Here is a 24693-nt window from a genome sequence, read left to right as displayed (position 1 = left end):
AGCGACTTAGGCCGCAACCACCGGTGCTTGTGGCTTGGCCACCGAGCACAGGCGAATGGAGTCAGCGAGGATTTCAATCGCTTTCGGCCGCGGGAAGCTCGCGCGCCAGGCGATGGCCACGGTGCGGAACGGCACCGGAGGCGTCAGTGGGCGCACTTCGATCACGCCGGGAGCGTAGTGATGGCTGTCGACCGCCGACAGCGGCAGGATTGAGATGCCGAGGCCGGACGCAACCATGTGGCGGATGGTTTCCAGGGAACTGGATTCCACCGTGGTGTGCTTGGCGCCGTCGTTGCCTTTGGCCAGGGTCGGGCAGGCTTCCAGCACTTGATCGCGGAAACAGTGGCCTTCGCCGAGCAGCAGCAGGCTCTTGTCGTTGAGCAGCGCGGCGTCGATGGATTCTTTTTGGGTCCACGGGTGCTGGGCCGGCATCAGGACGTAGAACGGCTCGTCGTAGAGCTGCAAGGTCAGCACGTCGGCTTCGTTGAACGGTAGGGCGATGATGATCGCGTCGAGCTCGCCGTTGCGCAGTTTGTCGCGCAGCACGTGGGTGAAGTTTTCTTCGATGTACAACGGCATCTGCGGGGCGACCCGGTGCAGTTGTGGAATCAGGTGAGGAAACAGGTACGGGCCGACGGTGTAGATGGCGCCGACTTTCAGCGGGGCAGTCAGCTGGTTTTTGCCGGCCTGGGCCAGTTCGCGGATGCCTTGGGCCTGTTCCAGCACTTTCTGCGCCTGGGCGACAATGCCTTCGCCGACTGGGGTCAGGCGCACGGCACTCTTGCTGCGCTCGAAAATCAGCACACCGAGTTCGTCTTCAAGCTTTTTCACGCCCACCGACAGGGTCGGCTGGCTGACGTGGCAACGCTCGGCCGCGTGGCCGAAGTGCTGCTCTTGGGCGAGGGTAACGATGTAGCGTAATTCTGTAAGAGTCATAGCAAGCGTCCATGAAGTTGCGGGCCAAGCATACCGGCTGCAATCGATAGACGCACGTTATCAGACTGAGTGCGTTGAGTGACACAGGGCAAAGCAGGTTTGCCGCTGGCGGATATGCAAAAGGCACCTTTCGGGTGCCTTTATGGCTGCTGCATGACCCTGTGGGAGCGAGCCTGCTCGCGAAGGCGCTGTAACAGTCAACGAAGATGTTGAATGTAATGGCCTCTTCGCGAGCAGGCTCGCTCCCACATGGGTTTGTCGGTGGCTTAACGCCGGCGTTTTTCCAGCGAGTAAACAAACGGTGCAACGATTTCGATGGCTCCATTGGTCAGCATGTCAGCCGGTGGCTTTGGCAGTGGTTGGGCGCGGCGGATCATTTCCAGGGTGGCCCGGTCCAGATCAGCGTTGCCGGAGCGGCCCACCAGTTCGAACGACAACACATTACCTTCAGCATCCACCACAAAGCGCAGACGGTTCAAACCTTCCTTGCCCCGCGCCTGTGCACTGGCCGGATACTTTTTGTACTTGGCCAAGTGAGCGAGCAGAGTGCCTTGCCAGCTGGCCTTGGCCGCTTGCTGCGCCGGTGATGGGCCCGGTGCCGGTTGTGCGGATTTCTCCGTTGGCGCCTGAGTCGGTTGCGCGTCGCTCGGTTTTTCCTCGGACGGCTTCTCTTTCGGCGGTTCCGGCTTTTTCTCCACAGGCTTGGGCGGTTGAGGCTTTGGCTTGGGTTTGACCGGTTTCGGCACCGCGATCTCGGCCTTCGGCACTTCAGCCAGCTTCGGTATCGGCAGTTCTTCCACCGGGGCGGGTGGCTGTGGCGGCGTTATGACCTTCGGCGGTGCCGGCGGTGGCGGGGCCGGAACCGGCGCCAATTCGACCATCATCGCCTGTGGCGGCAGCTCGATCGGTGGGTGCGACGTCCAGTTCAGCGCCAGCGCAATGGCCAGCGCATGGACGCCCAGCACCACGGCCAGGCTCCCGCTGTAACGCGTCAGCTTTTGGCGCGTCGTGATCATTTCTTGGCTGCCGTCTCGAGTCCGACCAGACCCACCTTCAGGTAACCGGCAGAGCGCAGGTTGTCCATCACGCTCATCAGGTCGCCGTAATCCACACCTTTATCGGCCTGGAAGAAGATCGTCGTGTCTTTCTTGCCTTTGGTCCTGGCGTCGAGGGTGGCGCCGAGTGCTTCGGCCTTCACTTCGTCTTCGCCGAGGAACAGGCGTTGGTCAGCCTTGACGCTGAGGAACACTGGTTTCTCTGGCCGTGGCGCCGGTTTGGCGCTGGAGGCCGGCAGGTCGACCTTGATGTCCACGGTGGCGAGCGGGGCTGCCACCATGAAGATGATCAACAGCACCAGCATCACGTCGATGAACGGTGTGACGTTGATTTCGTGGTTCTCGGCCAGATCGTCGTCTGCGCCTTCTTTCAAATGCAAGCCCATGGCTGATTACCCTACTTTGACCATGTGCGGTTGCGCGGAGCGCTCGGTGGTCGGCAGGTGATCGAGGTCACGGCTAACCAGCAGCAGGACTTCTGCCGAAGCGTCGGACACCTGCGCCTTGTAACCGGCGATGGACCGGGCAAAGACGTTGTAGATCACAACGGCCGGAATCGCTGCAACCAGACCCAACGCGGTTGCCAGCAGGGCTTCGGCGATGCCGGGAGCCACGACGGCGAGGTTGGTGGTCTGGGTTTTGGCGATGCCGATGAAGCTGTTCATGATGCCCCACACGGTACCGAACAGGCCGACGAATGGCGCAGTGGAACCGATGGTGGCGAGCACGCCGGTGCCGCTGCTCATATTGCGACCGCAGGCCGCAACCAGACGCTCAAGGCGGAAGGCGACGCGTTCCTTGATGCCTTCTTTCTCGCGGCTGTTGGCCGACAGCTTCATTTCTTCCAGTGCGTCGTGCACCAGCAGGTTGGCGAGTGTGCCGGCCTTGGTTGCCGAAGCGCTGGCTTCTTTAAGGGTGGTGGCTTTTTTCAGGTGGACGATTTCAGTGCGCAGACGACGTTTGGCGCCCATCAGCTCGAAACCCTTGGCGATCCAGATGGTCCAGGTGATGATTGACGCGATGGCCAGACCGATCATCACGATTTTCACGATGATGTCGGCGTTCTGGTACATGCCCCACGGCGACAGGTCGTGGGCCATGCCCAGGGAGTTGTCGGCTTCCAGGACTTCGGGAACGTCTTCGGCGGTGGTGTCTACGGCTTGGGCCGGGTCGGTCGCAGCCGGGGTAACATGATCGGCTGGAGCAGCGGTTGCTGCTGGAGCGGCTGGCGCTTGTGCGTCAGCGAAAGCGGCGGTCGGCGCCAGCATCAGGCTGAGCAGCAGGGCGGCCACCGCGCTCCAGGCACGAGGTCGTTTGGTTGGCGAAGCGGGGAATTGATTGGGTGTCATGTGCTGGCCGGACCTGAGAGAAAAAGACGGTAAATGTTCTTCCAGGCCTCGTGAGGCCGAGAACAAAAGTGGCAGGCATTATTGCAAGTAATTCTTGTTAACAAAAGTAATAGAGTATCTTTTTTTCCTTCATTGCTAGCCGCTCGTCCATTGCCAGCGCTAGTCTGTGACTTTCTGATGGGAGTTTTCTGATGTCCGCGCCCTCTGTTTTGATCGCCGGCTGTGGTGATGTTGGTAGTCGTCTGGCCACGCAATTGTTGGCTGGCGGATGGGAGGTTCACGGCTTGCGGCGTGATGTCTCGCGTCTGCCAAAGGGCGTGATCGGCGTTGCCGGTGACTTGTTCAATGAAGACTGTCCGGCGACCTGGCCAGTCGGTGCGGTGGATTACCTGGTGTATTGCGCGGCCGCCACCGATCACGATGAAGCCGGTTATCGCGCCGCTTATGTGCAGGGCTTGCAGCATGTGCTGGACTGGCTGAACGACTACGGTCAGGTGCCCAATCGCCTGCTGTTTGTTTCCAGCAGCAGTGTGTACGGCCAGCAGAATGGCGAGTGGGTCGACGAGACTTCGCCAGCTGTGGCCGCTGGCTATTCAGGACGTGTGATGCTGGAAGCCGAGCAGATTGCCCTCAATAGCGGCATTCCGGCCAGCATCGTGCGTTTAACCGGTATCTACGGTCCCGGCCGTGAGCGGCTGTTGACCCAAGTTCGCCGGGGCTATCGTGTTGCGGTCGATCCGCCGTTATATGGCAACCGTATTCATGCAGACGACGCGGCGGGACTGATGGCCTGCTTGCTTGAGGCGGACCGGCGCGGCGTGGCGCTGGATGACGTCTATATCGGCGTAGACGATGCGCCAGCACAACTGGCAGAAGTGGTGGGCTGGCTACGAGAGTATTTGGGCGTGACCGAATGGGATGACGACGCGAGTGTGCGGCGCACTGGCAGCAAGCGCTGCAGCAATGCGCGGGCCAAAGCCTTGGGTTGGACACCGAAGTACCCAAGCTATCGGGAAGGTTACGCCGCCATTCTTGAAGGCCGCAGCTAACTTTCAAACACCACAAACCAACTGTGGGAGCGAGCTTGCTCGCGATGAGGCCCTAACATTCAACATCATTGTTGATCGTTATGCCGCCATCGCGAGCAAGCTCGCTCCCACATTGGTTATACGTTGACCTTAGGGCTGTATTACTGCTTCTCGAGCAACCACTTGCGATCACCCGGCGTGAACGATGGCATCTCGTCCGCCTGAGCGGTGTTCATGGTCTGGAAGATCTCCAGCTCTTTGCCCTTGCGCGCAAAGATCCAGGTGTTGCCCTGGCCGTTGAGTTGCAGCCACATGTTGTCATTGCCGCCGCTCATCGACGCGCAATCACCGGCCAGGCACAGGGCATAGCGATCCGCCCCCGGCAGGCCGGCAACCTGGCCGTCAGCCTGGAATTGCACGGTATTGCCTTCACCGGGACCGCTGACGACTTTCCAGCTGCCGCCCATGTAGGCCGAATACAGTGCGCGCTCGAAACTGGCGCCCATCGGTGCGCCGTCCGGCACCGTAACCTGCGCGCGGTCGAAGACTTGCTCCGGCTCATTGTCGCTGGCGACTTGGCTCAGTTGCTTGCCGTCACGCTTCAGTTCGCTGGCGGAGCTGCCATAAAAGTCGACTTTCCACGCGCCAGACTCTTCGCCCAGCAGCTTGCCGTCGACATTTTCAAAACCGTTGGTGTAGCGGGCCTGGCCGGCCTTGGTGTTGACGTCCCATTCCAGGTTCGGGCCATAGGCCTGGAGCGCTTCGCGCAGGGGGCCGCCTTTGGCTGCAGCATTGATTGCCACCTGATTGATCCAGGTGCCGCTGATGTCACGGTCGGCAGGGTTGCTGGCACAACCGCCCAAGAGTAGGGCGACCAGCGAGAGAGCTAGCGCTTGGCGCATGGTGGAATCCTTTCAGAAACGGAGTCGGCGCAGCCTCAAAAAGCTGCGCCGGATGTATTACTCGATGACCAGAATGGCATCCATCTCAACCTGCGAACCCTTTGGCAGGGCCGCTACGCCGATGGCGGCGCGGGCAGGGTAAGGCTGGTCAAAGTACTTGCCCATGATCTCGTTGACCTTGGCGAAGTGGCTCAGGTCGGTGAGGAAGATGTTCAGTTTGACGATGTCCTTGAACGAACCGCCAGCGGCTTCAGCCACGGCTTTGAGGTTCTCGAACACCTGGACGGTCTGGGCTTCGAAGCCTTCTACCAGCTCCATGGTTTTTGGGTCCAGAGGAATTTGACCCGACATGTAAACGGTGTTGCCGGCCTTGATCGCCTGGGAGTAAGTGCCGATGGCGGCCGGGGCTTTGTCGCTGGTAATAACTGTTTTGGTCATGAATGACTCCTTGTAATGAGTGGCTTACGCACGCATGCGAGTGATGCGAATCACCCCGGTCAGGGCGCGCAGTTTCTTGATCACGCGGGCCAGGTGCACACGGTCGTGCACGCTGACCACCAGTTGGACCACGCTGATGCGACCATCGCGTTCGTCCATGCTGATTTTTTCGATATTGCCGTCGGCCGCGTTGACGCTGCTGGCCAGCAGAGCGATCAGGCCGCGCTGGTGTTCCAGCTCGACGCGCAGTTCGACATTGAATTCGCCGGTGACATCCTTGGCCCACGAGAGCTGGATGCATTTTTCCGGGTTGTGGCGGATTTCGCTGATGTTGCGGCAGTTGTCCAGGTGCACGACCATGCCTTTGCCCGCAGACAGGTGGCCGACAATCGGGTCGCCCGGGATCGGCGTGCAGCACTTGGCGTAACTGAGTACCAAGCCTTCGGTGCCGCGAATCGCCAGCGGGCCTTCCGCACTTGGCAGCTGTTCGCCTTCACCAAGCAGTCGGCGGGCGACCACGTAAGCCATACGATTGCCCAGCCCGATATCTTCAAGCAGGTCTTCGATCAGTTCCAGGCGGTACTCGGTGAGCATCGCCTTGACGCGCTCGGCCGCAACTTTCTCCAGCGAGCTGTCGAAACCGTTGAGGACCTTGTTCAGCAGGCGTTCGCCGAGGCTGATGGATTCGGAGCGGCGTTGCAGTTTCAGCGCATGGCGGATGTGAGTCCGCGCCTTGCCGGTGACCACGAAGTTGAGCCACGCCGGGTTCGGCCGCGCGCCGGGGGCGCTGACGATCTCGACCGTGGAGCCGCTTTGCAGCGGTTCGGACAGCGGCGCGAGACGACGATTGATCCGACAGGCAATGCAGCTGTTGCCCACGTCGGTGTGCACCGCGTAAGCGAAGTCCACCGCCGTGGAGCCTTTGGGCAGCTCCATGATCCGGCCTTTGGGCGTGAACACGTAGACCTCGTCCGGGAACAGGTCGATCTTCACGCTCTCGATGAATTCCAGCGAGTTGCCGGCCCGTTGCTGCATCTCCAGCACGCCTTTGACCCACTGACGGGCGCGGGCGTGAGTGCCTTTTGGCTGCTCGTCACCGCTGGATTTGTAGAGCCAATGGGCGGCGATGCCGTTGTTGGCCATCTCTTCCATTTCACGGGTGCGGATCTGAATCTCGATTGGAACACCGTGCATGCCGAACAGCGTGGTGTGCAGCGACTGGTAGCCGTTGGCCTTGGGGATCGCGATGTAATCCTTAAAGCGCCCCGGCAACGGTTTGTACAAATTATGCACAGCACCCAGCACGCGGTAGCAGGTATCGACCTTGTCGACGATGATCCGGAACGCATAGACGTCCATGATCTCGTTGAAGGCCCGACGCTTGCCGCGCATTTTCTTGTAGATGCCGTAGAGGTGTTTCTGACGACCGCTGACCTCGCCCTGAATGCCGTCGATGGCCAGGCAGTGGCTGAGTGATTCTTCGATCTTGTTGACGATTTCCTTGCGGTTGCCCCGGGCGCGTTTGACCGCCTGGTTGATCCGCGCGGAACGCATCGGGTGCATCGCCTTGAAGCCGAGGTCTTCGAATTCTATGCGGATGGCGTGCATGCCCAGCCGGTTGGCGATAGGCGCATAGATTTCCAGGGTTTCCTTGGCGATCCGTCGGCGTTTTTCGCCGGACAGGACTTCCAGGGTCCGCATGTTGTGCAGGCGGTCAGCCAGTTTGACCAGGATCACGCGAATGTCGCGGGCCATGGCCATGGCCATTTTCTGGAAGTTTTCGGCCTGGGCTTCGGCCTTGGTCTCGAAGTTCATCTGGGTCAGTTTGCTGACCCCGTCGACCAGTTCGGCCACGGTTTCGCCGAATTGCGCTTGCAGCGCTTCCTTTGCAATGCCGGTGTCTTCGATCACGTCATGCAGCATCGCAGCCATCAGGCTCTGATGGTCCATGTGCATGTCGGCAAGAATATTCGCAACCGCGAGTGGGTGCGTGACGTACGCCTCGCCGCTACGGCGGCGCTGGCCATCGTGGGCTTGTTCGGCGTAGAAGTACGCTCGGCGGACCAGGTTGACCTGGTCCTTGCCGAGGTAGGTCGATAAGCGATCGGCGAGGGCGTCTATGCTCGGCATGATGAAACCTGCCGTTCGCTGTGACCCCGCGCCGTGCTACGTCGACCAGGCATGGCTTAGACTGCCTCGTTGGACTCGTCCTCGAACGCTGCGAACAGCGGTTCGTCTTCGACGATTTCAGCGTTGGCGATGAACTCGTAGCTCATCAGGCCTTCAGCGATTTCACGCAAGGCTACAACGGTAGGCTTGTCGTTTTCCCACTGAACCAGTGGCTCTTTGCCGCCGGTGGCCAGTTGACGGGCACGCTTGGTAGACAGCATGACCAGCTCAAAGCGGTTTTCCACGTGGTTTAGGCAATCTTCAACGGTTACGCGGGCCATGGTATTCCTCGGAGCGAATGCAATATGCGCGCTGCCCGGTTGGGCGAGCGGACTCAACAGTTTAAAAAATCACCAGCGATTAGGGAAGCGCTGATTTTTTGACCAAGCCCTTCAACGCGCTGCAAGTGCCAATGTAAAGCCCTTGCAACGGTTTTGGGAAGAGCTGTTTAACCGAGCAATTCGGCCAAAAGTTTTCCGTGACGCTGCTGCTGGCGCTTCTGATGCAGCTGATTGGCACGGAAAATCGCCTGCAAATCGCGCAGTGCGTGGGCGAAATCGTCGTTGATGATCAGGTAATCGTAGTCGACGTAGTGACTCATCTCGCTGACGGCTTCGCGCATCCGGCCTTCGATGATCTCGTCGCTGTCCTGGCCGCGATTGGTCAGGCGCTGGTGCAAGGCTTGCAGGGACGGCGGCAGAATGAAGATCGAACGGGCCTGGGGCATCAACTTGCGCACTTGCTCGGCGCCCTGCCAGTCGATTTCCAGTATCAGGTCGTGGCCTTCGTCCAGGGTCTGCTGCAGGTGGCTTTGGGAAGTGCCGTAGAGATTGCCGAACACTTCGGCGCGCTCGAGGAAATCCCCATGCTCGATCATCTTCACGAACTCGCTGCGTTCGACGAAGTGATAGTTCACGCCGTTCACTTCACCGGGGCGCATGGCGCGGGTGGTGTGGGAGACGGAGACGCGGATCTCCTGATCAGCGTCGGTCAGGGCCTTGACCAGGCTGCTCTTGCCCGCGCCCGAAGGTGCGGAAATGATGTACAGGGTGCCGGTGCTGTGGGTCATGTCAGGGTTGCCTTACTCAATATTCTGCACTTGTTCGCGCATCTGCTCGATCAACACTTTGAGGTTGACCGCCGCCTGGGTGCTGCGCGGGTCGAAGGCTTTGGAGCCCAGTGTGTTGGCTTCGCGGTTGAGCTCCTGCATCAGGAAGTCCAGGCGCCGACCGGCAGCGCCACCGGATTTGAGCACCCGGCGAACTTCGATGATGTGAGTGCTCAGGCGATCCAGTTCTTCGGCGACGTCGCTCTTTTGCGCGAGCATGACCATTTCCTGCTCCAGCCGCTGCGGGTCCATCTCGGCCTTCATGTCGGCAAAGCGGTCGAGGACTTTCTGGCGCTGGGTGGCAAGCATCTGCGGGACCAGTTCACGCAGGGTCACCACGTCTTCTTCAATGGAGGTCAGGCGATCATTGATCAACCGCGCCAGCTCCGCACCTTCGCGCTCGCGGCCGGCCTTAAGTTCTTTCAGGCCTTCGTTGAACAGCGCCAGGGCTTCGGCATTCAGGGCTTGCGGGTCGGTCGCGTCGCCCACCAGCACGCCGGGCCAGGCCAGGACTTCCAGCGGGTTCAGCGCGGCTGGATTTTTGATCAGGCTGGCGATGGTCTCGGCGGCGGCGACCAATTGCGCGGCGCGCTCGCGGTCCACTTGCAGTGGTTTGTCGGTATTTTCTTCGGTGAAGCGCAGGGTGCATTCGAGCTTGCCCCGGGAGATTCCCTGGCGCAGGGATTCGCGGACGGCGCCTTCGAGGTCGCGAAAGGACTCCGGCAGACGCAAGTGCGGCTCCAGGTAGCGGCTGTTGACCGAGCGCAGTTCCCAGCTCAGGGTGCCTTGGGCGCCGGCTTTTTCGACGCGGGCGAAGGCGGTCATGCTGTGCACCATGGAGGTACCTCGCAATGCAGGTTCATGCGTTACCAAAGGTTTCGCAGGCCTGATCTATATGAATTTAAGCCCAGAGGCAGCAAAGGCGCAGGATTGTAGCGCAGTGGGGCGAATGCGCCCAAACACACGGTGTGACAAAGGGCTGCAGGTCGTCGGCAAAGCGCTGTTCAGGGCCTTCAGTCGTCGGGGGATTTTTTAGAAGTGCCCACTCGTGGCCCTGCGGCTCTATAATGCTCCGCAGTTTTCCGTCCCCCGTACAGGTATTCCCTATGAAACGTCCAAGTGGTCGCGCTGCCGATCAGCTCCGCTCGATCCGCATTACCCGCAACTACACCAAACACGCCGAGGGATCTGTACTGGTCGAGTTCGGTGATACCAAAGTCATCTGCACCGTCAGCGTCGAGAACGGCGTGCCGCGTTTCCTCAAAGGTCAGGGCCAGGGCTGGTTGACCGCTGAATACGGCATGCTGCCGCGCGCCACTGGCGAGCGTAACCAGCGTGAAGCGAGCCGCGGCAAACAAGGCGGCCGCACCCTGGAAATCCAGCGTCTGATCGGTCGTTCCCTGCGCGCTTCGCTGGACATGTCCAAGCTGGGCGACGTCACCCTGTACGTCGACTGCGACGTGATCCAGGCTGACGGCGGCACCCGTACCGCGTCCATCACCGGCGCCATGGTTGCACTGGTCGATGCCTTGAAAGTGATCAAGAAGCGCGGCGGCCTGAAAGGCGGCGACCCGCTGAAGCAAATGATCGCTGCCGTATCGGTGGGCATGTATCAGGGTGAGCCGGTGCTCGACCTTGACTACCTGGAAGACTCGGCCGCCGAGACCGACCTGAACGTGGTGATGACCAGCACTGGCGGCTTCATCGAAGTCCAGGGCACTGCCGAAGGCGCTCCGTTCCAGCCGGAAGAATTGAACGCTATGCTTGAGTTGGCGAAGAAAGGCATGACCGAAATCTTTGAGCTGCAAAAGGCTGCACTGGCCGACTGATCGGACTGCTCCACGCAAGGAGGACGCCATGAGTGACGAGCAACAGCTGCTTCCCACCCCGAGCAAAGAGGTTCGGCAGTGGGCGATGTTTTGTCACCTGTCCGCCTTGCTGGGGATCTGGATTCCGTTCGGTACGCTGATCGGCCCTCTGATTCTCTGGCAGATGAAGCGCGAGATGGACCCGTTTGTTGATGCTCAAGGCAAGGAGGCGCTGAACTTTCAGATCACCGTCGCCATTGCCTCCGCCATCTGCTTGCTGCTGATGGTGGTGATCGTCGGGTTCTTCCTGTTCGGTCTGGTGGCGATTGGTGCGTTGGTGCTGACGATCATTGGCGGGGTTAAGGCCAATGAAGGGGTGCCGTATCGTTATCCATTTACGTGGCGGTTGATCAAATGATCGCCAAGGCCCTGTAGGAGCGAGGCTTGCCCGCGAAAGCGACCGTATGGCCAATATTTATGTTGGATGAGACGGCCTCTTCGCGGGCAAGCCTCGCTCCTACTGGGGTCGAAACGTTGCCCACAAAAAAACCGACATCGCTGTCGGTTTTTTTGTGCCTGCGAAACGACGCTTACTTAAATGGTCAGCGTCCAGTCGTAGTCCACGATCAGCGGCGCATGCTGCGAGAACCGTGGCTGACGTGGCAGGCGTGCGCTGCGTACAAACCGGCGCAGGCCCGGGGTCAGGATCTGGTAATCGAAGCGCCAGCCCAGGTTGAGCATCTCAGCCTGCTCGTTATCCGGCCACCAGCTGTACTGGTCACCTTCACGGCTGACTTCGCGCAGGGCATCGACATAGCCCATGTTGCCGACAATCTCGTCCATCCAGGCACGTTCAGGTGCCAGGAAGCCCGGGGATTGCTGGCTGTCACGCCAGTTCTTGATATCCAGCTTCTGTTGCGCCACGTACAGCGAGCCACAGTAAATGTACTCGCGACGTTTGCGTCGCTGTTTATCCAGATAACGGGCGAAATCGTCCATTAGCTTGAACTTCTGGTTCAAGTCTTCATCGCCGTTCTGCCCCGAAGGGAGCAGTAAGGTCGCGATGCTGACCTTGTCGAAATCGGCTTGCAGGTAGCGCCCGTAGCGGTCGGCCGTCTCGAAGCCGAGACCGCTGATGACTGCCTTCGGTTGCAGCCGCGAATACAAAGCCACGCCACCTTGGGCGGGAACTTCGGCTTCGCAGGCATAAAGGAAGTAGCCATCCAGTTGGAAGGCTGGATCGTCCAGTTCAAAGGCGGAGGCGCGGGTGTCCTGCAGGCAGATGACGTCGGCATTCTGTGCTTGCAGCCAACTGAGCAACCCTCGCTCCACTGCAGCCTGAATACCATTGACGTTCACACTGATGATCCGCATAAATGGCCCCAAAAATCGCGTGCGTGTATGATACACGGCGTCAACCTAATTAGCTAAATCCGTGGTATTTGGGGTTTTTTTCATGCAAGCGTATCAGCGCGATTTCATTCGTTTTGCCATCGATCGCGGCGTTTTGCGCTTCGGCGAGTTCACCCTGAAGTCCGGACGCACCAGTCCTTACTTCTTCAATGCCGGCCTGTTCAACTCGGGTTCGGCCCTTGCGCAGCTGGGTCGTTTCTACGCGGCAGCCATCGTCGAGAGCGGCATTTCGTTCGACGTACTGTTCGGCCCGGCCTACAAAGGCATCCCTTTGGCGGCGACCACCGCAGTGGCCCTGGCAGAACATCATGACCGTGATTTGCCATGGTGCTTCAACCGCAAGGAAGCCAAGGCTCACGGCGAAGGCGGCAGTCTGGTCGGCGCACCGTTGACCGGCGATGTGCTGATCATCGACGACGTGATCACCGCTGGCACTGCTATCCGCGAAGTGATGCAGATTATTGCTTCCCAGGACGGCGCCAAAGCTGCGGGCGTGCTCATCGCCCTGAACCGTCAGGAGCGTGGCAACGGCGAGTTGTCGGCCATCCAGGAAGTGGAGCGTGACTTCGGTATTCCGGTGATCAGCATTGTTTCGCTGAATCAGGTGCTCGAGTTCCTGGCTGACGATCCACAGCTCAAGCAACACCTGCCGGCGGTTGAAGCCTACCGCGCGCAGTTCGGCGTCTGACCATAATCCCACAGGTTTGTGTAGGCCAAAAAGACCCCGCTCAGTCGCCTGAGCGGGGTCTTTTTTTGCCGTCAGCGAAGCCTTCGCCATTTTCCTATCAGCTTTAGCGCCACCCCGAGGTTGAACAGCGCAAACACCATCAATGCAAACACAACCATCACGTAAAGTGTGCGATCCACGTCAAAGTCCCAAAGATCCAGCGTGCTGCTGCCCATGATTTTCACAGCGGCAGGCAAGTTGACGTAAAACAGCGCCATGAAGGCGCTCGTCAGTGGAAGGGCGCAGGCGAACAAAACGTTCGTTACCTTTTTTCGGCTACGTTTTCTGGCGAGCGGGCCAGATTGGCTTTCATCCAGCTCCAGTGCTTCATGCAGCCTCGGCCACGCCAGGTTGAACATGAAAGTGGTCAGGGCCAGCAGCAAACCGCTGACCGCGACAATGTCACTGAACGGCATTCAGACCAAGCGTTCTGCACAGCAAGTCGTGAGAGTCTTCGCTGATTTCGAACAGCCCGGCGCTGCCTTTGCGTTTGGTGATGGGTTTGAAGGTCGGCTCGTTCTGGGTGATCAGCATGTTCAGTTCATCACGAATGACGTCGGAGCTGATGACCACCAGGTAAACCGTCTGCGCATGGTCTGCGGTTTCGATCACGGCCCGCATGCTGTTGTGCAGGATGTCGTCGAGTTGGTTACGAAACCGCGAGACGGTGTTTTTCAGGAGCGTTTTGCTTTGGCTCTGGGTCAGTTGAAAGATCGTTGATATCTGCGATTCGGTCGGCAGCGTTTGCCCGAAGTAGCTTTGAATCAGATACAGCAATCGATCCTGCTTGGCCTCATCCGCTCTGCTGGGCATGCCGCCTTCAACTAGCATTTTTAAGTATTCGGTCAGACTCGCTTTGGCTATTCGCTGTAGCGCGTGGGCAATTTCGTTGTCGGAAATCCTCAACGTCTTTTTGACCGGTTCCTTTTGCTCCAGCTCGAAAGCCTGGGCGTCGATCGTGAACGAGATCTGCATGGCTCAGCCCCCCGTGATCACTTGCCGGACTTCTTTGGGTAAGGATCTTCCTCTGCGTCCCCTTGGCCCGTGAGGATTTTCCAGCCGTTTTGTACGTGCACTGAATCCAGGCGCTGCGGACAAGGAGGCAAGGATTTTTTCGATTGGTTGGAGTATTCGTAGCCGCAGTCGGCGCATTCGTAGGTGCCTGCGGATACGTCGCTTCCATTGGGTGCGTAAACTTTTTGCATGGTGAGATCTCCTGTGGGTACAGGGACGATCCTATGCAGATTGATTCCTTTACGATGTCGGACGTTTCGCTGATTCAGGTCGGACATTTCCTGCGCGCATAAAAAAGATCGCAGACTTCGTCAGCTCCTACAGGTCTTTCGTACATCCGAAATTCCGCTGTTACAGGAGCTGCCGCTGACTGCGATCTTTTAAGGTTTTGGATCAGGGACGCTTGCGATTGCTGATCAGGGTGCCCACACCGGTATCGGTGAAGATCTCAAGCAGAATGGCATTCGGAACCCGACCATCGATGATCAGCGAGCTGCCTACGCCGCCTTGCACGGCTTCCAACGCGCAACGGATCTTCGGCAGCATGCCGCCGTAGATGGTGCCGTCGGCGATCAAGTCGTCGACCTGTTGAGTGGTCAGGCCGGTCAGGACCGTGCCCGACTTGTCCATCAGGCCGGCGATGTTGGTCAGCAGCATCAGCTTTTCAGCTTTCAGCGCTTCGGCGACTTTACCGGCCACCAGGTCAGCGTTGATGTTGTAAGACTCGCCGTTGGCGCCGACACCGATTGGCGCGATCACCGGGATGAAGTCACCTTTGACCAGCAAATTCAGCAGGTCGGTGTTGATCCCGACTACTTCGCCCACTTGGCCGATGTCGATGATTTCCGGTTGGGTCATCTCCGGCGTCTGGCGGGTCACGGTGAGCTTTTTCGCACGAATCAGCTCGGCATCTTTACCGGTCAGGCCGATGGCGCTGCCGCCATGACGGTTGATCAGGTTGACGATGTCCTTGTTCACCTGGCCACCGAGGACCATTTCCACCACGTCCATGGTTTGCGCGTCAGTCACGCGCATGCCATCGATGAAGTGGCTCTCGATCGACAGACGCTTGAGCAGGTCGCCGATTTGCGGGCCGCCACCGTGAACCACCACCGGGTTAATGCCGACGGCTTTCATCAGCACGATGTCGCGGGCGAAGCCGGTTTTCAGCTCCTCGCTTTCCATCGCGTTGCCGCCGTATTTGATCACCAGCGTCTTGCCGACATAGCGGCGAATGTAAGGCAGCGCTTCGGACAGGACCTTGGCGGTGTTGGCGGCGGCTTCGCGTTCGAGGGTCATTCAGGGCTCCGGGTACTTCAGAAGATCAAAACGGTAATTGGAGATCAGGTGCAACACGCTTCAACTGGATTTTGAACACGTCTTTGATGCGCTGCAATTCCGCCTCGTCATCGGCCTCGAAGCGCAGCACCAGCACCGGTGTGGTGTTGGACGCGCGAACCAGGCCCCAGCCTTTGGCGTAGTCGACTCGCACGCCGTCAATGGTGGTCAGGTCGGCGCCTTCGCCCCACTTCGCGTCGTGCAATGCATCAATGATGCTGAATTTGCTCTCTTCGGTCACATGGATATTGATTTCCGGCGTAGAAATATCGTTCGGGAAGGTCGCAAACAGCTCTTCCGCGGCGGATTTCTCTTTGCTGAGGATCTCTAGCAGACGCGCGGCGCTGTAAATGCCGTCGTCGAAACCGAACCAGCGCTCCTTGAAGAAGATGTGGCCGCTCATTTCGCCGGCCAGCAGGGCACCGGTTTGTTTCATTTTCTTTTTGATCAACGAGTGACCGGTCTTCCACATTAGCGGACGGCCGCCGTATTCCTTGATCAGCGGCGTCAGGCGACGGGTGCATTTGACGTCGAAGATGATCTGCGCGTCAGCATTGCGCGCCAGCACGTCACGGGCGAACAGCATCAGCAGGCGGTCCGGGTAAACGATGCTGCCGGTGTTAGTTACCACGCCGACGCGGTCGCCGTCGCCGTCGAAGGCCAGGCCCAGGTCAGCGTTGGTTTCCTTGACCTTGGCGATCAGGTCCACGAGGTTTTCAGGCTTGCCTGGGTCCGGGTGGTGATTCGGGAAGTTGCCGTCGACGTCACAGAACAGCGGGATGACTTCGCAGTTCAGTGCTTCGATCAGTTGCGGGGCGATCACGCCGGCGGCGCCGTTACCGCAGTCGACCACCACCTTCATGCGGCGGGCGAGTTTGATGTCCTGAACGATTTCGGTGTTGTAGCGGTCGAGGATCTCGACCTGGGTGATGCTGCCCTTGCCGCTGCTCAGGTTGTTGGTCTTGAGGCGTTCGTGCAGGGCCTGGATCTGTTCGTTGGCCAGGGTGTCGCCAGCGATGACGATCTTGAAGCCGTTGTAGTTCGACGGGTTGTGGCTGCCGGTGAGCATTACGCCGGATTTGCCGGCCAAGACGTTGGCGGCGTAGTACAGCGCAGGCGTTGGCACCAGGCCGACGTCGCTGACGTGGCAACCGCTGTCGGCGAGGCCTTTGATCAGTTGTTCGACCAGTTCTGGACCGGACAAGCGACCGTCGCGGCCGACGGACACGTTCGGTTCGTCCTGGGCCAGGCTCTGGGAGCCGATGGCGCGACCGAGCCAATAAGCGGTTTCAGCGTTCAAGAATTCCGGGACGGTGCCGCGAATATCGTAGGCGCGGAAGATGCTGTCGGGGAACTTGGGTGCGACTTGGGCTGGGGTGCTCATCTGTAGAAATGCTCCATCTCGAAAGTGGCTGGACCTGCCGCGAAGAACTCGTCGGCCGGCTCAAACTGAAGGGTATGACGGCGTTTTCCACTGAGAGTTCGTGGTGTGTAAAGGCCATGACCCCGACATCAGCGTGTAATGGAACGGCCAATGACTTGATTTTCAGTGATAAACCTTCCAGATGACGCCTGTGCAATTCAGTGCAAAACCTGTGGGAGCGAGCAATCGAGCGTCGACCGGCTGCTCCCACAAAGTCATCAATGGCTGCCGGAATGTCCGAAACCGCCCGTGCCGCGCTGGGTTTCAACGAACTCTTCGACCATCTCGAAATGCGCTTGAACCACCGGTACCAGCACCAACTGGGCCAAACGTTCGCCAACGACCATGGTGAATTCGGTCTGGCCACGGTTCCAGCACGACACCATCAACGGTCCTTGATAATCAGAGTCGATCAGGCCGACCAGGTTGCCCAGCACGATGCCGTGCTTATGGCCCAGGCCGGAGCGCGGCAGAATCAGCGCCGCCAGGCCTGGATCACCGATGTACACCGACAGGCCGGTAGGAATCAGCAGGGTTTCGCCCGGCTTGATGACGGTGTCTTTTTCCAGCATGGCGCGCAGGTCGAGGCCGGCGGAGCCTGGCGTGGCGTACTGCGGCAGCGGGAAATCGGTACCGATGCGAGGGTCGAGGATCTTGGCTTGCAAAGTGTGCATGTAAATTAAACCTGGTTCAGACGTTCGGCGATAAAAGTGATCAGCTGGCGAGCAATCTTGCTCTTGCTGGTCTGGGCGAAAAGTGTGGCGTGTAGCTGGCGGTCGATCACGCTGCAGGCGTTTTCTTCGCTGTTGAAGCCAATGCTCGGGTTGGCGACGTCGTTGGCGACGATCAAATCGAGGTTCTTGTCTTTCAACTTGCGGGCAGCGTAATCGAGCAGGTGCTCGGTTTCGGCGGCGAACCCGACACTGAACGGACGGTCGGGGCGTGTGGCAATGGTGGCCAGAATGTCCGGGTTACGGACCATCTGTAGCAACAAGCCGTCGCCGTTCGTAGGGTCTTTCTTGAGTTTCTGTGGGGCGACGACTTCCGGACGGTAGTCCGCGACCGCTGCCGAGGCGATGAACAGGTCGCAAGGGATCGCGGCTTCACAAGCGGCGAGCATGTCGCGGGCGCTGACCACGTCGATGCGCGTGACGCGATCCGGGGTCGGCAGGTGCACCGGGCCGGTGATCAGCGTTACGCGGGCGCCGGCTTCCACCGCGGCTTCGGCCAGGGCAAAGCCCATCTTTCCGGAGCTGTGGTTGGTGATGTAGCGCACCGGGTCGATGTTTTCCTGGGTCGGGCCAGCGGTGATCAGCACGTGTTTGCCAGTCAGCGCCTGACGCTGGAAGCAGTCCGCCGCGCACTGGGCGAGGTCGGTGGCTTCGAGCATGCGGCCCATGCCGACGTCGCCGCAGGCCTGGCTGCCGGAGGCTGGGCCGAAGGTTTTCAGGCCGCGGCTTTCGAGGGTTTGCAGGTTGGCCTGGGTGGCCGGGTCGCGCCACATGGCCTGGTTCATCGCCGGGGCAACGGCGACCACGGCGTCGGTGGCCAGCACCAGTGTGGTCAGCAGGTCGTCGGCAATGCCTTGGGCCAGGCGGGCAATGAGGTCCGCGGTGGCGGGGGCGATCAGCACCAGGTCGGCCCATTTGGCCAGCTCGATGTGGCCCATGGCAGCTTCGGCCGCCGGGTCGAGCAAGTCGAGGTGGACCGGATGCCCGGACAGGGCCTGCATGGTCAACGGTGTGATGAACTCGCTGCCGCCGCGGGTCATGACCACGCGCACTTCGGCGCCCTGGTCGATCAGGCGGCGAACCAGGTCAGCGCTCTTGTAGGCAGCGATGCCGCCGCCGACGCCCAGAACGATGCGTTTCCGATACAGCCGCTGCATAGGTCTGCCTTTCATTTCGTTGATGACTGCATGGCGAGACCCCCTCCCCAGGGATGAAATCGCCAGCAAAAAAGATGGGCTACGATATCACAGCGACCGCTACGGAACAGCGGCGCCCACAGACCAGGGAGGTGCTATGAGTATTCGCGATTGGCCAGCGGCGGAACGGCCGCGGGAGAGGTTGCTTGAGTTGGGCTCGGGGAGCCTTTCAGACGCCGAACTGCTGGCGATTTTTTTACGAACCGGCGTGTCGGGTAAAAGCGCGGTAGATCTGGCGCGACACCTGTTGAATCAGTTTGGCAGCCTGCGCGCGCTGCTCGAGGCCGATCAGGAAGCATTCAGCAGACAATTAGGGCTCGGACCAGCGAAATTCGCTCAGTTGCAAGCGGTCCAGGAAATGAGCCGGCGGCATCTAGCCGAACGTGCGCGCCAAAAGTCGGCACTGGAAAATCCGCAGGCGGTTCGTGATTACTTGAAGTCGATGCTGCGCCACGAGCCTCACGAGGTGTTCGGCTGTCTGTTTTTGGATTCCAGGCATCAAGTGCTGACCTTTGAAGTGCTGTTTCGCGGATCCATCGACAGCACTAGTGTCTATCCGAGACAAGTGGTTAAACGCGCGTTGGCCCACAACGCCGCAGCGTTGATCCTCTGTCATAACCATCCGTCGGGTAATACCAACCCCAGTCAAGCCGATCGAGTGCTGACCAAGCGCCTGCAAGAGGCGCTGGACCTGATCGATGTGCGGGTGCTCGACCATTTCATCATCGGTGACGGCGATCCGCTGTCCATGGCCGAGTACGGGTGGATGTGAACGAGGTTTTCGGAATTAAGTGAGTCCCTTGTGGGAGCGAGCCTGCTCGCGAAGGCGTCGTGTCAGTCAACCTATTCAGTGACTGAATGGACGCTTTCGCGAGCAGGCTCGCTCCCACAGGTAATGCGTCGGGGCGAATTATTTGAGGATGACCTTCGAGTAATCCTGACGACCAAACGGGCTCACTTGATAGCCCTCAACGTCCTTGCGCGTCAGCGCGAAGGCGGTCGGGTGGGCCAGCGGCAGCCACAGCGCCTGCTGCTGGATCTGTGCCTGGGCCTGTTCGTAGAGTTTGGTACGCACACCTTGCTCGCCGGTTGTCTTGCCGGCGCTGATCAGCTTGTCCAGGTCCTGGTTGCAGTAGCGGGCGAAGTTGGTGCCGGACTTGACCGCGGCGCAGGAAAACTGCGGCGTGAGGAAGTTGTCCGGGTCTCCGTTGTCGCCGGCCCAGCCCATGAACAGCAGGTCGTGTTCACCGGCCTTGGCGCGGCGAATCAGTTCGCCCCATTCGATCACCCGAATCTCGGCCTGGATGCCGATTTCCGCGAGGTCCGATTGCAGCATTTGAGCGCTGAGGCTCGGGTTCGGGTTGAGCAGACTGCCAGAAGGTCGGGTCCAGATGGTGGTCTGGAAACCGTCCTTGAGCCCGGCCTTCGCCATGAGTGCTTTGGCTTTTTCGACGTCATGCGGATAACCCGGCAGGCCTTTGGCATAGCTCCAGGTGTTCGGCGGGTATGGACCGTTGGCAGGTTCGGCGGTGTCTTCGAACACGGCTTTGACGTAGTTGGCCTTGTCGAACGCGAGGTTGATCGCCTGGCGCACTTCAGGCTTGTCCAGCGGCGGATGCTGGCTGTTGATGCCGACGAACGCGGTCATGAAGGCGTCAGTCTTTTCCACTTTCAGGGTCGGTTCTTTCAGCGCAGCCTGTACGTCCAGAGGCTTGGGCGACAGGGCGATCTGGCACTCGTTGCGGCGCAATTTCTGCAAGCGGACATTGGCATCCGGCGTGATGGCGAAGATCAGCGGGTCCACCGAAGGCTTGCCACGGAAGTAATCCGGATTGGCCTTGTAGCGGATCGAGGCGTCTTTCTGGAAGCGCGTGAAGATGAACGGCCCGCTGCCGATTGGCTGGCTGTTGAGCTTCTCCGGGGTGCCGGCCTTCAGCAGTTTGTCGGCATATTCGGCGGAGTAGATCGAGGCGAAGCCCATGCTCAGCGTCGGGAGGAAGGTCGAGTCCGGGTGATCGAGGGTGAAGCGCACAGTCAGCGGGTCCAGCGCGTCGATCTTCTTGATCAGCGCCGGCAGCTGCATCGACTGGGCGTGTGGGAAGCCGCTTTGGGCGACCTTGTGCCAAGGGTTTGCCGGGTCGAGCATGCGGTCGAAGCTGAACTTCACGTCTTCGGCGGTCATGTCGCGCGATGGGCTGAAATACTCGGTGCGGTGAAACTTCACCTGCGGATGCAATTTGAAGACATAGGTCAGGCCGTCGGGCGTGACTTCCCAGCTGTCGGCAAGGCTGGCGACCACTTTGCCGCTGGCGGTGTCGAAGTCCACCAGACGGTTCATCAACACGTCGGCCGAGGCGTTGGTGGTGGTCAGCGAGTTGTATTGCACCACGTCGAACCCTTCCGGGCTGGCCTCGGTGCAGACGCTCAGGGCGGCGGCATGGGCCAGCGGGCTCAGTAGGAGCGGGGCGAGCAACAGCGGTAGGGCAGCGAGGCGCATGGTCGGATTCCTTTACAGATCGAAGGCCCATCTGCAAGTGCAGTCTGGAAAAGGCTTACCCTAGTGGGCTCTTTTGTAAATGACTATCCCCTTTTTCATTTTGCGGCGACTATAGGCGACTGTTTTGTGTGTGCGACGGTTGGGAAACCCTGAAACTGGCGTGTTGGCCGATGCTCTGCGACGAGCGGTCGCCATCGACGACAGCCTTTATCCAAGGCGCTCGTAGCCCGGAAAATGGGCTTTTTGTGAATTCATCGCACACCGAATGTTGTTGCACTGTGGTCTTTCTGGTATAAAGCAGCGCTCTTTTCTAGGGGCCCGGTTCCTTCACTGTAGGTGTAGCCGGTAAGACCTCTAAAGAAACGCGGCGCCTGGCGCCAAATGACTGAGAGATTAAGCGGCCAACCCATGCCGGGTTGGGCATGTGGTTTTAGAGGGCTGAGGCATGTCGAGAGTATGTCAAGTTACCGGTAAGGGTCCGGTGACTGGGAATAACATTTCCCACGCAAACAACAAAACCCGTCGTCGTTTCCTGCCGAACCTGCAGCATCACCGCTTCTGGGTTGAAGAAGAGAAACGTTTCGTGCGTCTGCGCGTATCTGCCAAAGGCATGCGTATCATCGACAAGCGTGGCATCACTGTCGTGCTGGCCGAAATCCGCAAAGCTGGCAAGATCTAAGGGAGCTAATCATGCGTGAATTGATTCGTTTGATTTCGAGCGCCGGTACTGGTCACTTCTACACTACCGACAAGAACAAACGCACTACTCCGGACAAAATCGAGATCAAGAAATTTGATCCGGTTGTTCGCAAGCACGTGATCTACAAAGAAGGCAAAATCAAGTAATTGATTTTTCCCTCTTACGAAAAAGGCCCGTATCGCGAGATACGGGCCTTTTTTGTTGGGTCTAAAAAGGCTTCAGGTTTTTAGCCGCACTGGATACTGACGATGACTTTGTCGGCATTGGTCAGCAGACTGATACGACGTGGGACCCGTTTTCGATCCGATGCAAATTTTGGCCCGGTGACCCGGACCGGTGCGCCATTGGCCATGAGGCGAACTTCTTCGAGCAACTCGGGGGTGTACATCTTGCCAATGGTGTATTGAGCGACCGTGATGTCGCATTGATTTGGATTGTCAGACATGGTGCTTCCTTGCGGTTTAAAAAGTTGAGGTGAGTGCGGGCCAAAACCTGACAACACGTCCTGTGTTGCCATCGCTTGGCGCTGAAGAAGCTTCGCTCAACCGAACCACTCTTGTCTTACCTGGATCGTGACCACCTGTGTCGGATCAGGCTTTCTGTTCAAACACCACGTAGATTTTGCGGCACGCCTCCAGTACCTCCCAGGTGCCGCGAAAGCCCGCCGGGATCACGAAGCGATCGCCCACGCGCAGGGTCTTGCCGTTGCCTTCGTTGTCGCGCAGCACTGAAACGCCCTGAACGATTTCGCAGTATTCATGCTCGGTGTAGTTCACATGCCACTGGCCGACTTCGCCTTCCCACACGCCTGCGCTCATCTGGCCGCAAGGACTGTTGTAGTGGTTGTACACTGCTTGTTCGGGGTCGCCCTTGAGGACTTTCGCCGGGTCTGGTCGGTAGCGATCGGGCTGAGTGGTGGCCTGGCTGAAGTCGACGATGTCCTGGATGCTCATTGTTGTAATCCCCCGCAATTGCGGCGCAAGTGACTGGAAAGCCTAAAGTCTATGTTTATTAAAATGAACACCGCAAGGCCGTTTGCCGACCTTGTGTCAAATATATTGAAACAACCCCGGCCACTGGTTTAGGGTGGCAGTTGCCTTGGGCCGAAAAAGCAGGCTGGCCGGGCAGAATTCCTGACAGCGCCCGCGAAGACCGCGGGGCGCTCGTATTCAACAAGAGGAGGACACTCGTATGACCACCCTGACTCGTGCCGATTGGGAACAACGGGCTCGCGATCTGAAGATCGAAGGCCGCGCCTACATCAATGGCGAATACACCGATGCTGTCTCCGCCGAGACCTTCGAGTGCATCAGCCCGGTCGATGGCCGTCTGCTGGGCAAGATCGCCAGCTGTGACGCCGCCGACGCCCAGCGCGCTGTTGAAAACGCCCGCGCCACCTTCAATTCCGGCGTCTGGTCGCGTCTGGCGCCCACCAAACGCAAAGCCACCATGATTCGTTTCGCCGGTCTGCTGAAACAGCACGCCGAAGAGCTGGCCCTGCTTGAAACCCTGGACATGGGCAAGCCGATCAGCGATTCCCTGTACATCGACGTTCCAGGCGCGGCGCAAGCCCTGAGCTGGAGCGGTGAAGCCATCGACAAGATCTACGACGAAGTGGCCGCGACTCCCCATGACCAGCTGGGTCTGGTGACCCGCGAACCAGTCGGCGTAGTCGGCGCGATCGTGCCGTGGAACTTCCCGTTGATGATGGCTTGCTGGAAACTCGGCCCGGCGCTATCCACCGGTAACTCGGTGATCCTCAAGCCATCCGAAAAATCCCCGCTGACCGCCATCCGCATCGCTGCGCTGGCCGTTGAGGCCGGCATCCCGAAAGGTGTGTTGAACGTCCTGCCAGGTTACGGTCACACCGTCGGCAAGGCCCTGGCTCTGCACAATGATGTGGACACTCTGGTGTTCACCGGTTCGACCAAAATCGCCAAGCAACTGCTGATCTACTCCGGCGAATCGAACATGAAGCGCGTCTGGCTCGAAGCCGGCGGCAAGAGCCCGAACATCGTGTTCGCCGATGCGCCGGACCTGCAAGCTGCCGCTGAATCGGCGGCCGGCGCCATCGCCTTCAACCAGGGCGAAGTCTGCACCGCCGGCTCGCGCCTGTTGGTGGAGCGTTCGATCAAGGATAAATTCCTGCCGCTGGTGATCGAGGCCCTCAAAACCTGGAAACCGGGCAACCCGCTGGACCCGGCAACCAACGTCGGCGCGCTGGTGGATACCCAGCAGATGAACACCGTGCTGTCCTACATCGAATCCGGCCACACCGACGGCGCCAAACTGGTGGCGGGCGGCAAACGCATTCTTCAGGAAACCGGTGGCACCTACGTTGAACCGACGATTTTTGACGGCGTGAGCAATGCGATGAAAATCGCTCAGGAAGAAATCTTCGGTCCGGTGTTGTCGGTCATCACCTTCGACAGCGCTGAAGAAGCTATCCAGATCGCTAACGACACGCCTTACGGCCTGGCCGCTGCAGTCTGGACCGCCGACATCTCCAAGGCTCACCTGACCGCCAAGGCTTTGCGCGCCGGTAGCGTGTGGGTCAATCAGTACGACGGCGGCGATATGACCGCGCCGTTCGGTGGCTTCAAACAATCCGGCAACGGTCGCGACAAATCGCTGCACGCGTTCGACAAGTACACCGAGCTGAAGGCGACCTGGATCAAGTTGTAAGTCGGTTTTCTTAACGACGTAGATCCCTTGTGGGAGCGAGCCTGCTCGCGAAGACGGTGTAACAGTCAACATTGATGTTGAATGTGCTGGCCTCTTCGCGAGCAAGCTCGCTTGTATGTTTAGACTTGAAGGGGTGGGCGGGACTAAAAGCTCGATTCTGACTCTGACCAGTACAG

General features: G+C 59.3%; 28 protein-coding genes and 1 pseudogene. 8 read left to right on the top strand and 21 right to left on the bottom strand.

The genetic code is table 11. From position 1 onward, the window contains the following. Positions 1-6: 6 nt before the first annotated feature. The 4 genes from QFW87_RS28915 to exbB form a co-directional block, all read right to left on the bottom strand. Positions 7-936, bottom strand: a complete 930-nt coding sequence (locus QFW87_RS28915) for a hydrogen peroxide-inducible genes activator (RefSeq protein ID WP_008150125.1) — start codon at positions 934-936, stop codon at positions 7-9. Between the two features lie 266 nt (positions 937-1202). After that, positions 1203-1952 (bottom strand): energy transducer TonB, encoded by a 750-nt coding sequence (locus QFW87_RS28910; RefSeq protein ID WP_283189431.1) that lies wholly within the window; start codon positions 1950-1952, stop codon positions 1203-1205. Further along, entirely contained in the window at positions 1949-2377 is a 429-nt protein-coding gene (gene exbD / locus QFW87_RS28905) for a TonB system transport protein ExbD (RefSeq protein WP_095126905.1), read from the bottom strand. Before exbD ends, QFW87_RS28910 begins: the two co-directional genes overlap by 4 nt. A gap of 6 nt (positions 2378-2383) precedes the next feature. Further along, a complete protein-coding gene (exbB, locus tag QFW87_RS28900; protein ID WP_283189430.1) occupies positions 2384-3340 on the bottom strand; it encodes a tonB-system energizer ExbB in 957 nt (318 codons plus the stop codon). Between the two features lie 191 nt (positions 3341-3531). Here exbB and QFW87_RS28895 point away from each other — a divergent pair, with 191 nt between their 5' ends. After that, the gene (locus QFW87_RS28895) at positions 3532-4389 is read left to right on the top strand and encodes an SDR family oxidoreductase (protein ID WP_283189429.1); all 858 of its coding nucleotides are present in this window, start codon (positions 3532-3534) and stop codon (positions 4387-4389) included. 140 nt (positions 4390-4529) lie between these two features. On the opposite strand, the gene QFW87_RS28890 is transcribed toward QFW87_RS28895, so the two are convergent. The 6 genes from QFW87_RS28890 to QFW87_RS28865 form a co-directional block, all read right to left on the bottom strand. Next, positions 4530-5270, bottom strand: a complete 741-nt coding sequence (locus QFW87_RS28890; RefSeq protein WP_283189428.1) for a hypothetical protein — start codon at positions 5268-5270, stop codon at positions 4530-4532. Positions 5271-5327: 57 nt separating this feature from the next. After that, positions 5328-5708: a RidA family protein gene (locus QFW87_RS28885; protein ID WP_003229509.1), complete on the bottom strand. Its 381-nt coding sequence runs from the start codon at positions 5706-5708 to the stop codon at positions 5328-5330. Between the two features lie 24 nt (positions 5709-5732). Next, positions 5733-7838: a bifunctional GTP diphosphokinase/guanosine-3',5'-bis pyrophosphate 3'-pyrophosphohydrolase gene (spoT, locus tag QFW87_RS28880; protein WP_033059343.1), complete on the bottom strand. Its 2106-nt coding sequence runs from the start codon at positions 7836-7838 to the stop codon at positions 5733-5735. Positions 7839-7894: 56 nt separating this feature from the next. After that, positions 7895-8158, bottom strand: coding sequence for a DNA-directed RNA polymerase subunit omega (rpoZ, locus tag QFW87_RS28875; protein WP_007894670.1), 264 nt, complete (start codon positions 8156-8158; stop codon positions 7895-7897). 167 nt (positions 8159-8325) lie between these two features. After that, positions 8326-8946: a guanylate kinase gene (gene gmk, locus QFW87_RS28870; protein WP_050681654.1), complete on the bottom strand. Its 621-nt coding sequence runs from the start codon at positions 8944-8946 to the stop codon at positions 8326-8328. 12 nt (positions 8947-8958) lie between these two features. After that, entirely contained in the window at positions 8959-9822 is an 864-nt protein-coding gene (locus QFW87_RS28865; protein ID WP_283182191.1) for a YicC/YloC family endoribonuclease, read from the bottom strand. Between the two features lie 269 nt (positions 9823-10091). Between QFW87_RS28865 and rph the strand changes: the two genes are divergently transcribed. Both rph and QFW87_RS28855 read left to right on the top strand, forming a co-directional pair. After that, positions 10092-10814, top strand: coding sequence for a ribonuclease PH (gene rph, locus QFW87_RS28860; protein WP_010465211.1), 723 nt, complete (start codon positions 10092-10094; stop codon positions 10812-10814). Positions 10815-10842: 28 nt separating this feature from the next. Next, positions 10843-11211 carry a DUF4870 domain-containing protein gene (locus QFW87_RS28855; protein ID WP_283182189.1) on the top strand — a complete coding sequence of 123 codons (369 nt, stop codon included), beginning with the start codon at positions 10843-10845 and terminating at the stop codon, positions 11209-11211. Positions 11212-11387: 176 nt separating this feature from the next. Here QFW87_RS28855 and QFW87_RS28850 read toward each other — a convergent pair whose 3' ends face one another. After that, entirely contained in the window at positions 11388-12167 is a 780-nt protein-coding gene (locus QFW87_RS28850; RefSeq protein ID WP_008030595.1) for an exodeoxyribonuclease III, read from the bottom strand. Positions 12168-12249: 82 nt separating this feature from the next. On the opposite strand from QFW87_RS28850, the gene pyrE reads away from it, so the two are divergent. Then, positions 12250-12894 carry an orotate phosphoribosyltransferase gene (gene pyrE, locus QFW87_RS28845; protein WP_007934609.1) on the top strand — a complete coding sequence of 215 codons (645 nt, stop codon included), beginning with the start codon at positions 12250-12252 and terminating at the stop codon, positions 12892-12894. 71 nt (positions 12895-12965) lie between these two features. Here pyrE and QFW87_RS28840 read toward each other — a convergent pair whose 3' ends face one another. The 7 genes and pseudogenes from QFW87_RS28840 to coaBC all read right to left on the bottom strand — a co-directional run bounded on the left by QFW87_RS28840 (position 12966) and on the right by coaBC (position 18596). Next, on the bottom strand, positions 12966-13349 hold the full coding sequence (locus tag QFW87_RS28840) for a hypothetical protein (RefSeq protein ID WP_283189427.1): 384 nt from the start codon (positions 13347-13349) through the stop codon (positions 12966-12968). Beyond that, positions 13336-13908 (bottom strand): hypothetical protein, encoded by a 573-nt coding sequence (locus QFW87_RS28835; protein WP_283182187.1) that lies wholly within the window; start codon positions 13906-13908, stop codon positions 13336-13338. The genes QFW87_RS28840 and QFW87_RS28835 overlap by 14 nt, the downstream gene beginning before the upstream one ends. A gap of 17 nt (positions 13909-13925) precedes the next feature. Beyond that, positions 13926-14138 (bottom strand): hypothetical protein, encoded by a 213-nt coding sequence (locus QFW87_RS28830; protein WP_283182186.1) that lies wholly within the window; start codon positions 14136-14138, stop codon positions 13926-13928. A gap of 202 nt (positions 14139-14340) precedes the next feature. Next, complete coding sequence (gene argB, locus QFW87_RS28825; RefSeq protein ID WP_109626724.1) at positions 14341-15246, bottom strand: acetylglutamate kinase; 906 nt, start codon at positions 15244-15246, stop codon at positions 14341-14343. Between the two features lie 25 nt (positions 15247-15271). Further along, a pseudogene (locus tag QFW87_RS28820) lies at positions 15272-16648 on the bottom strand (phosphomannomutase/phosphoglucomutase); the annotation flags it as partial. A gap of 278 nt (positions 16649-16926) precedes the next feature. After that, positions 16927-17382: a dUTP diphosphatase gene (gene dut, locus QFW87_RS28815; RefSeq protein WP_150657681.1), complete on the bottom strand. Its 456-nt coding sequence runs from the start codon at positions 17380-17382 to the stop codon at positions 16927-16929. Positions 17383-17387: 5 nt separating this feature from the next. Beyond that, the gene (gene coaBC, locus QFW87_RS28810) at positions 17388-18596 is read right to left on the bottom strand and encodes a bifunctional phosphopantothenoylcysteine decarboxylase/phosphopantothenate--cysteine ligase CoaBC (protein WP_008150165.1); all 1209 of its coding nucleotides are present in this window, start codon (positions 18594-18596) and stop codon (positions 17388-17390) included. Positions 18597-18732: 136 nt separating this feature from the next. Between coaBC and radC the strand changes: the two genes are divergently transcribed. Further along, entirely contained in the window at positions 18733-19407 is a 675-nt protein-coding gene (gene radC / locus QFW87_RS28805; protein WP_283182185.1) for a DNA repair protein RadC, read from the top strand. A 138-nt stretch (positions 19408-19545) separates the two neighbouring features. Here the strand turns inward: radC and QFW87_RS28800 are convergent, their stop codons facing one another. Then, positions 19546-21132, bottom strand: a complete 1587-nt coding sequence (locus QFW87_RS28800; protein ID WP_283182184.1) for an ABC transporter substrate-binding protein — start codon at positions 21130-21132, stop codon at positions 19546-19548. Between the two features lie 445 nt (positions 21133-21577). On the opposite strand from QFW87_RS28800, the gene rpmB reads away from it, so the two are divergent. Together rpmB and rpmG are read left to right on the top strand one after the other, a co-directional pair. Further along, complete coding sequence (rpmB, locus tag QFW87_RS28795; RefSeq protein WP_007894701.1) at positions 21578-21811, top strand: 50S ribosomal protein L28; 234 nt, start codon at positions 21578-21580, stop codon at positions 21809-21811. Positions 21812-21822: 11 nt separating this feature from the next. Then, a complete protein-coding gene (gene rpmG / locus QFW87_RS28790; protein WP_007894709.1) occupies positions 21823-21978 on the top strand; it encodes a 50S ribosomal protein L33 in 156 nt (51 codons plus the stop codon). 80 nt (positions 21979-22058) lie between these two features. Here rpmG and QFW87_RS28785 read toward each other — a convergent pair whose 3' ends face one another. Both QFW87_RS28785 and QFW87_RS28780 read right to left on the bottom strand, forming a co-directional pair. Next, the gene (locus QFW87_RS28785; RefSeq protein ID WP_283189426.1) at positions 22059-22277 is read right to left on the bottom strand and encodes a peptidase inhibitor; all 219 of its coding nucleotides are present in this window, start codon (positions 22275-22277) and stop codon (positions 22059-22061) included. A gap of 145 nt (positions 22278-22422) precedes the next feature. After that, positions 22423-22785: a cupin domain-containing protein gene (locus tag QFW87_RS28780; protein ID WP_283182182.1), complete on the bottom strand. Its 363-nt coding sequence runs from the start codon at positions 22783-22785 to the stop codon at positions 22423-22425. Between the two features lie 238 nt (positions 22786-23023). On the opposite strand from QFW87_RS28780, the gene QFW87_RS28775 reads away from it, so the two are divergent. Next, positions 23024-24517 (top strand): aldehyde dehydrogenase, encoded by a 1494-nt coding sequence (locus QFW87_RS28775; RefSeq protein WP_283182181.1) that lies wholly within the window; start codon positions 23024-23026, stop codon positions 24515-24517. Positions 24518-24693 lie beyond the last annotated feature (176 nt).

The organism is Pseudomonas sp. PMCC200344 (assembly GCF_030053095.1).
GTDB classification, from domain to species: Bacteria; Pseudomonadota; Gammaproteobacteria; order Pseudomonadales; family Pseudomonadaceae; genus Aquipseudomonas; species Aquipseudomonas svalbardensis.
Note: the sequence above shows the minus strand (reverse complement) of the source record. Positions and strands in the feature narration are given on the sequence as shown.

Bases quoted from the DNA above. Each gene is read 5' to 3' on its own strand.
- QFW87_RS28915 (WP_008150125.1), bottom strand. From the start codon at position 936: ATGACTCTTACAGAATTACGCTACATCGTTACCCTCGCCCAAGAGCAG.
- QFW87_RS28910 (WP_283189431.1), bottom strand. From the start codon at position 1,952: ATGATCACGACGCGCCAAAAGCTGACGCGTTACAGCGGGAGCCTGGCC.
- exbD (WP_095126905.1), bottom strand. From the start codon at position 2,377: ATGGGCTTGCATTTGAAAGAAGGCGCAGACGACGATCTGGCCGAGAAC.
- exbB (WP_283189430.1), bottom strand. From the start codon at position 3,340: ATGACACCCAATCAATTCCCCGCTTCGCCAACCAAACGACCTCGTGCC.
- QFW87_RS28895 (WP_283189429.1), top strand. From the start codon at position 3,532: ATGTCCGCGCCCTCTGTTTTGATCGCCGGCTGTGGTGATGTTGGTAGT.
- QFW87_RS28890 (WP_283189428.1), bottom strand. From the start codon at position 5,270: ATGCGCCAAGCGCTAGCTCTCTCGCTGGTCGCCCTACTCTTGGGCGGT.
- QFW87_RS28885 (WP_003229509.1), bottom strand. From the start codon at position 5,708: ATGACCAAAACAGTTATTACCAGCGACAAAGCCCCGGCCGCCATCGGC.
- spoT (WP_033059343.1), bottom strand. From the start codon at position 7,838: ATGCCGAGCATAGACGCCCTCGCCGATCGCTTATCGACCTACCTCGGC.
- rpoZ (WP_007894670.1), bottom strand. From the start codon at position 8,158: ATGGCCCGCGTAACCGTTGAAGATTGCCTAAACCACGTGGAAAACCGC.
- gmk (WP_050681654.1), bottom strand. From the start codon at position 8,946: ATGACCCACAGCACCGGCACCCTGTACATCATTTCCGCACCTTCGGGC.
- QFW87_RS28865 (WP_283182191.1), bottom strand. From the start codon at position 9,822: ATGGTGCACAGCATGACCGCCTTCGCCCGCGTCGAAAAAGCCGGCGCC.
- rph (WP_010465211.1), top strand. From the start codon at position 10,092: ATGAAACGTCCAAGTGGTCGCGCTGCCGATCAGCTCCGCTCGATCCGC.
- QFW87_RS28855 (WP_283182189.1), top strand. From the start codon at position 10,843: ATGAGTGACGAGCAACAGCTGCTTCCCACCCCGAGCAAAGAGGTTCGG.
- QFW87_RS28850 (WP_008030595.1), bottom strand. From the start codon at position 12,167: ATGCGGATCATCAGTGTGAACGTCAATGGTATTCAGGCTGCAGTGGAG.
- pyrE (WP_007934609.1), top strand. From the start codon at position 12,250: ATGCAAGCGTATCAGCGCGATTTCATTCGTTTTGCCATCGATCGCGGC.
- QFW87_RS28840 (WP_283189427.1), bottom strand. From the start codon at position 13,349: ATGCCGTTCAGTGACATTGTCGCGGTCAGCGGTTTGCTGCTGGCCCTG.
- QFW87_RS28835 (WP_283182187.1), bottom strand. From the start codon at position 13,908: ATGCAGATCTCGTTCACGATCGACGCCCAGGCTTTCGAGCTGGAGCAA.
- QFW87_RS28830 (WP_283182186.1), bottom strand. From the start codon at position 14,138: ATGCAAAAAGTTTACGCACCCAATGGAAGCGACGTATCCGCAGGCACC.
- argB (WP_109626724.1), bottom strand. From the start codon at position 15,246: ATGACCCTCGAACGCGAAGCCGCCGCCAACACCGCCAAGGTCCTGTCC.
- dut (WP_150657681.1), bottom strand. From the start codon at position 17,382: ATGCACACTTTGCAAGCCAAGATCCTCGACCCTCGCATCGGTACCGAT.
- coaBC (WP_008150165.1), bottom strand. From the start codon at position 18,596: ATGCAGCGGCTGTATCGGAAACGCATCGTTCTGGGCGTCGGCGGCGGC.
- radC (WP_283182185.1), top strand. From the start codon at position 18,733: ATGAGTATTCGCGATTGGCCAGCGGCGGAACGGCCGCGGGAGAGGTTG.
- QFW87_RS28800 (WP_283182184.1), bottom strand. From the start codon at position 21,132: ATGCGCCTCGCTGCCCTACCGCTGTTGCTCGCCCCGCTCCTACTGAGC.
- rpmB (WP_007894701.1), top strand. From the start codon at position 21,578: ATGTCGAGAGTATGTCAAGTTACCGGTAAGGGTCCGGTGACTGGGAAT.
- rpmG (WP_007894709.1), top strand. From the start codon at position 21,823: ATGCGTGAATTGATTCGTTTGATTTCGAGCGCCGGTACTGGTCACTTC.
- QFW87_RS28785 (WP_283189426.1), bottom strand. From the start codon at position 22,277: ATGTCTGACAATCCAAATCAATGCGACATCACGGTCGCTCAATACACC.
- QFW87_RS28780 (WP_283182182.1), bottom strand. From the start codon at position 22,785: ATGAGCATCCAGGACATCGTCGACTTCAGCCAGGCCACCACTCAGCCC.
- QFW87_RS28775 (WP_283182181.1), top strand. From the start codon at position 23,024: ATGACCACCCTGACTCGTGCCGATTGGGAACAACGGGCTCGCGATCTG.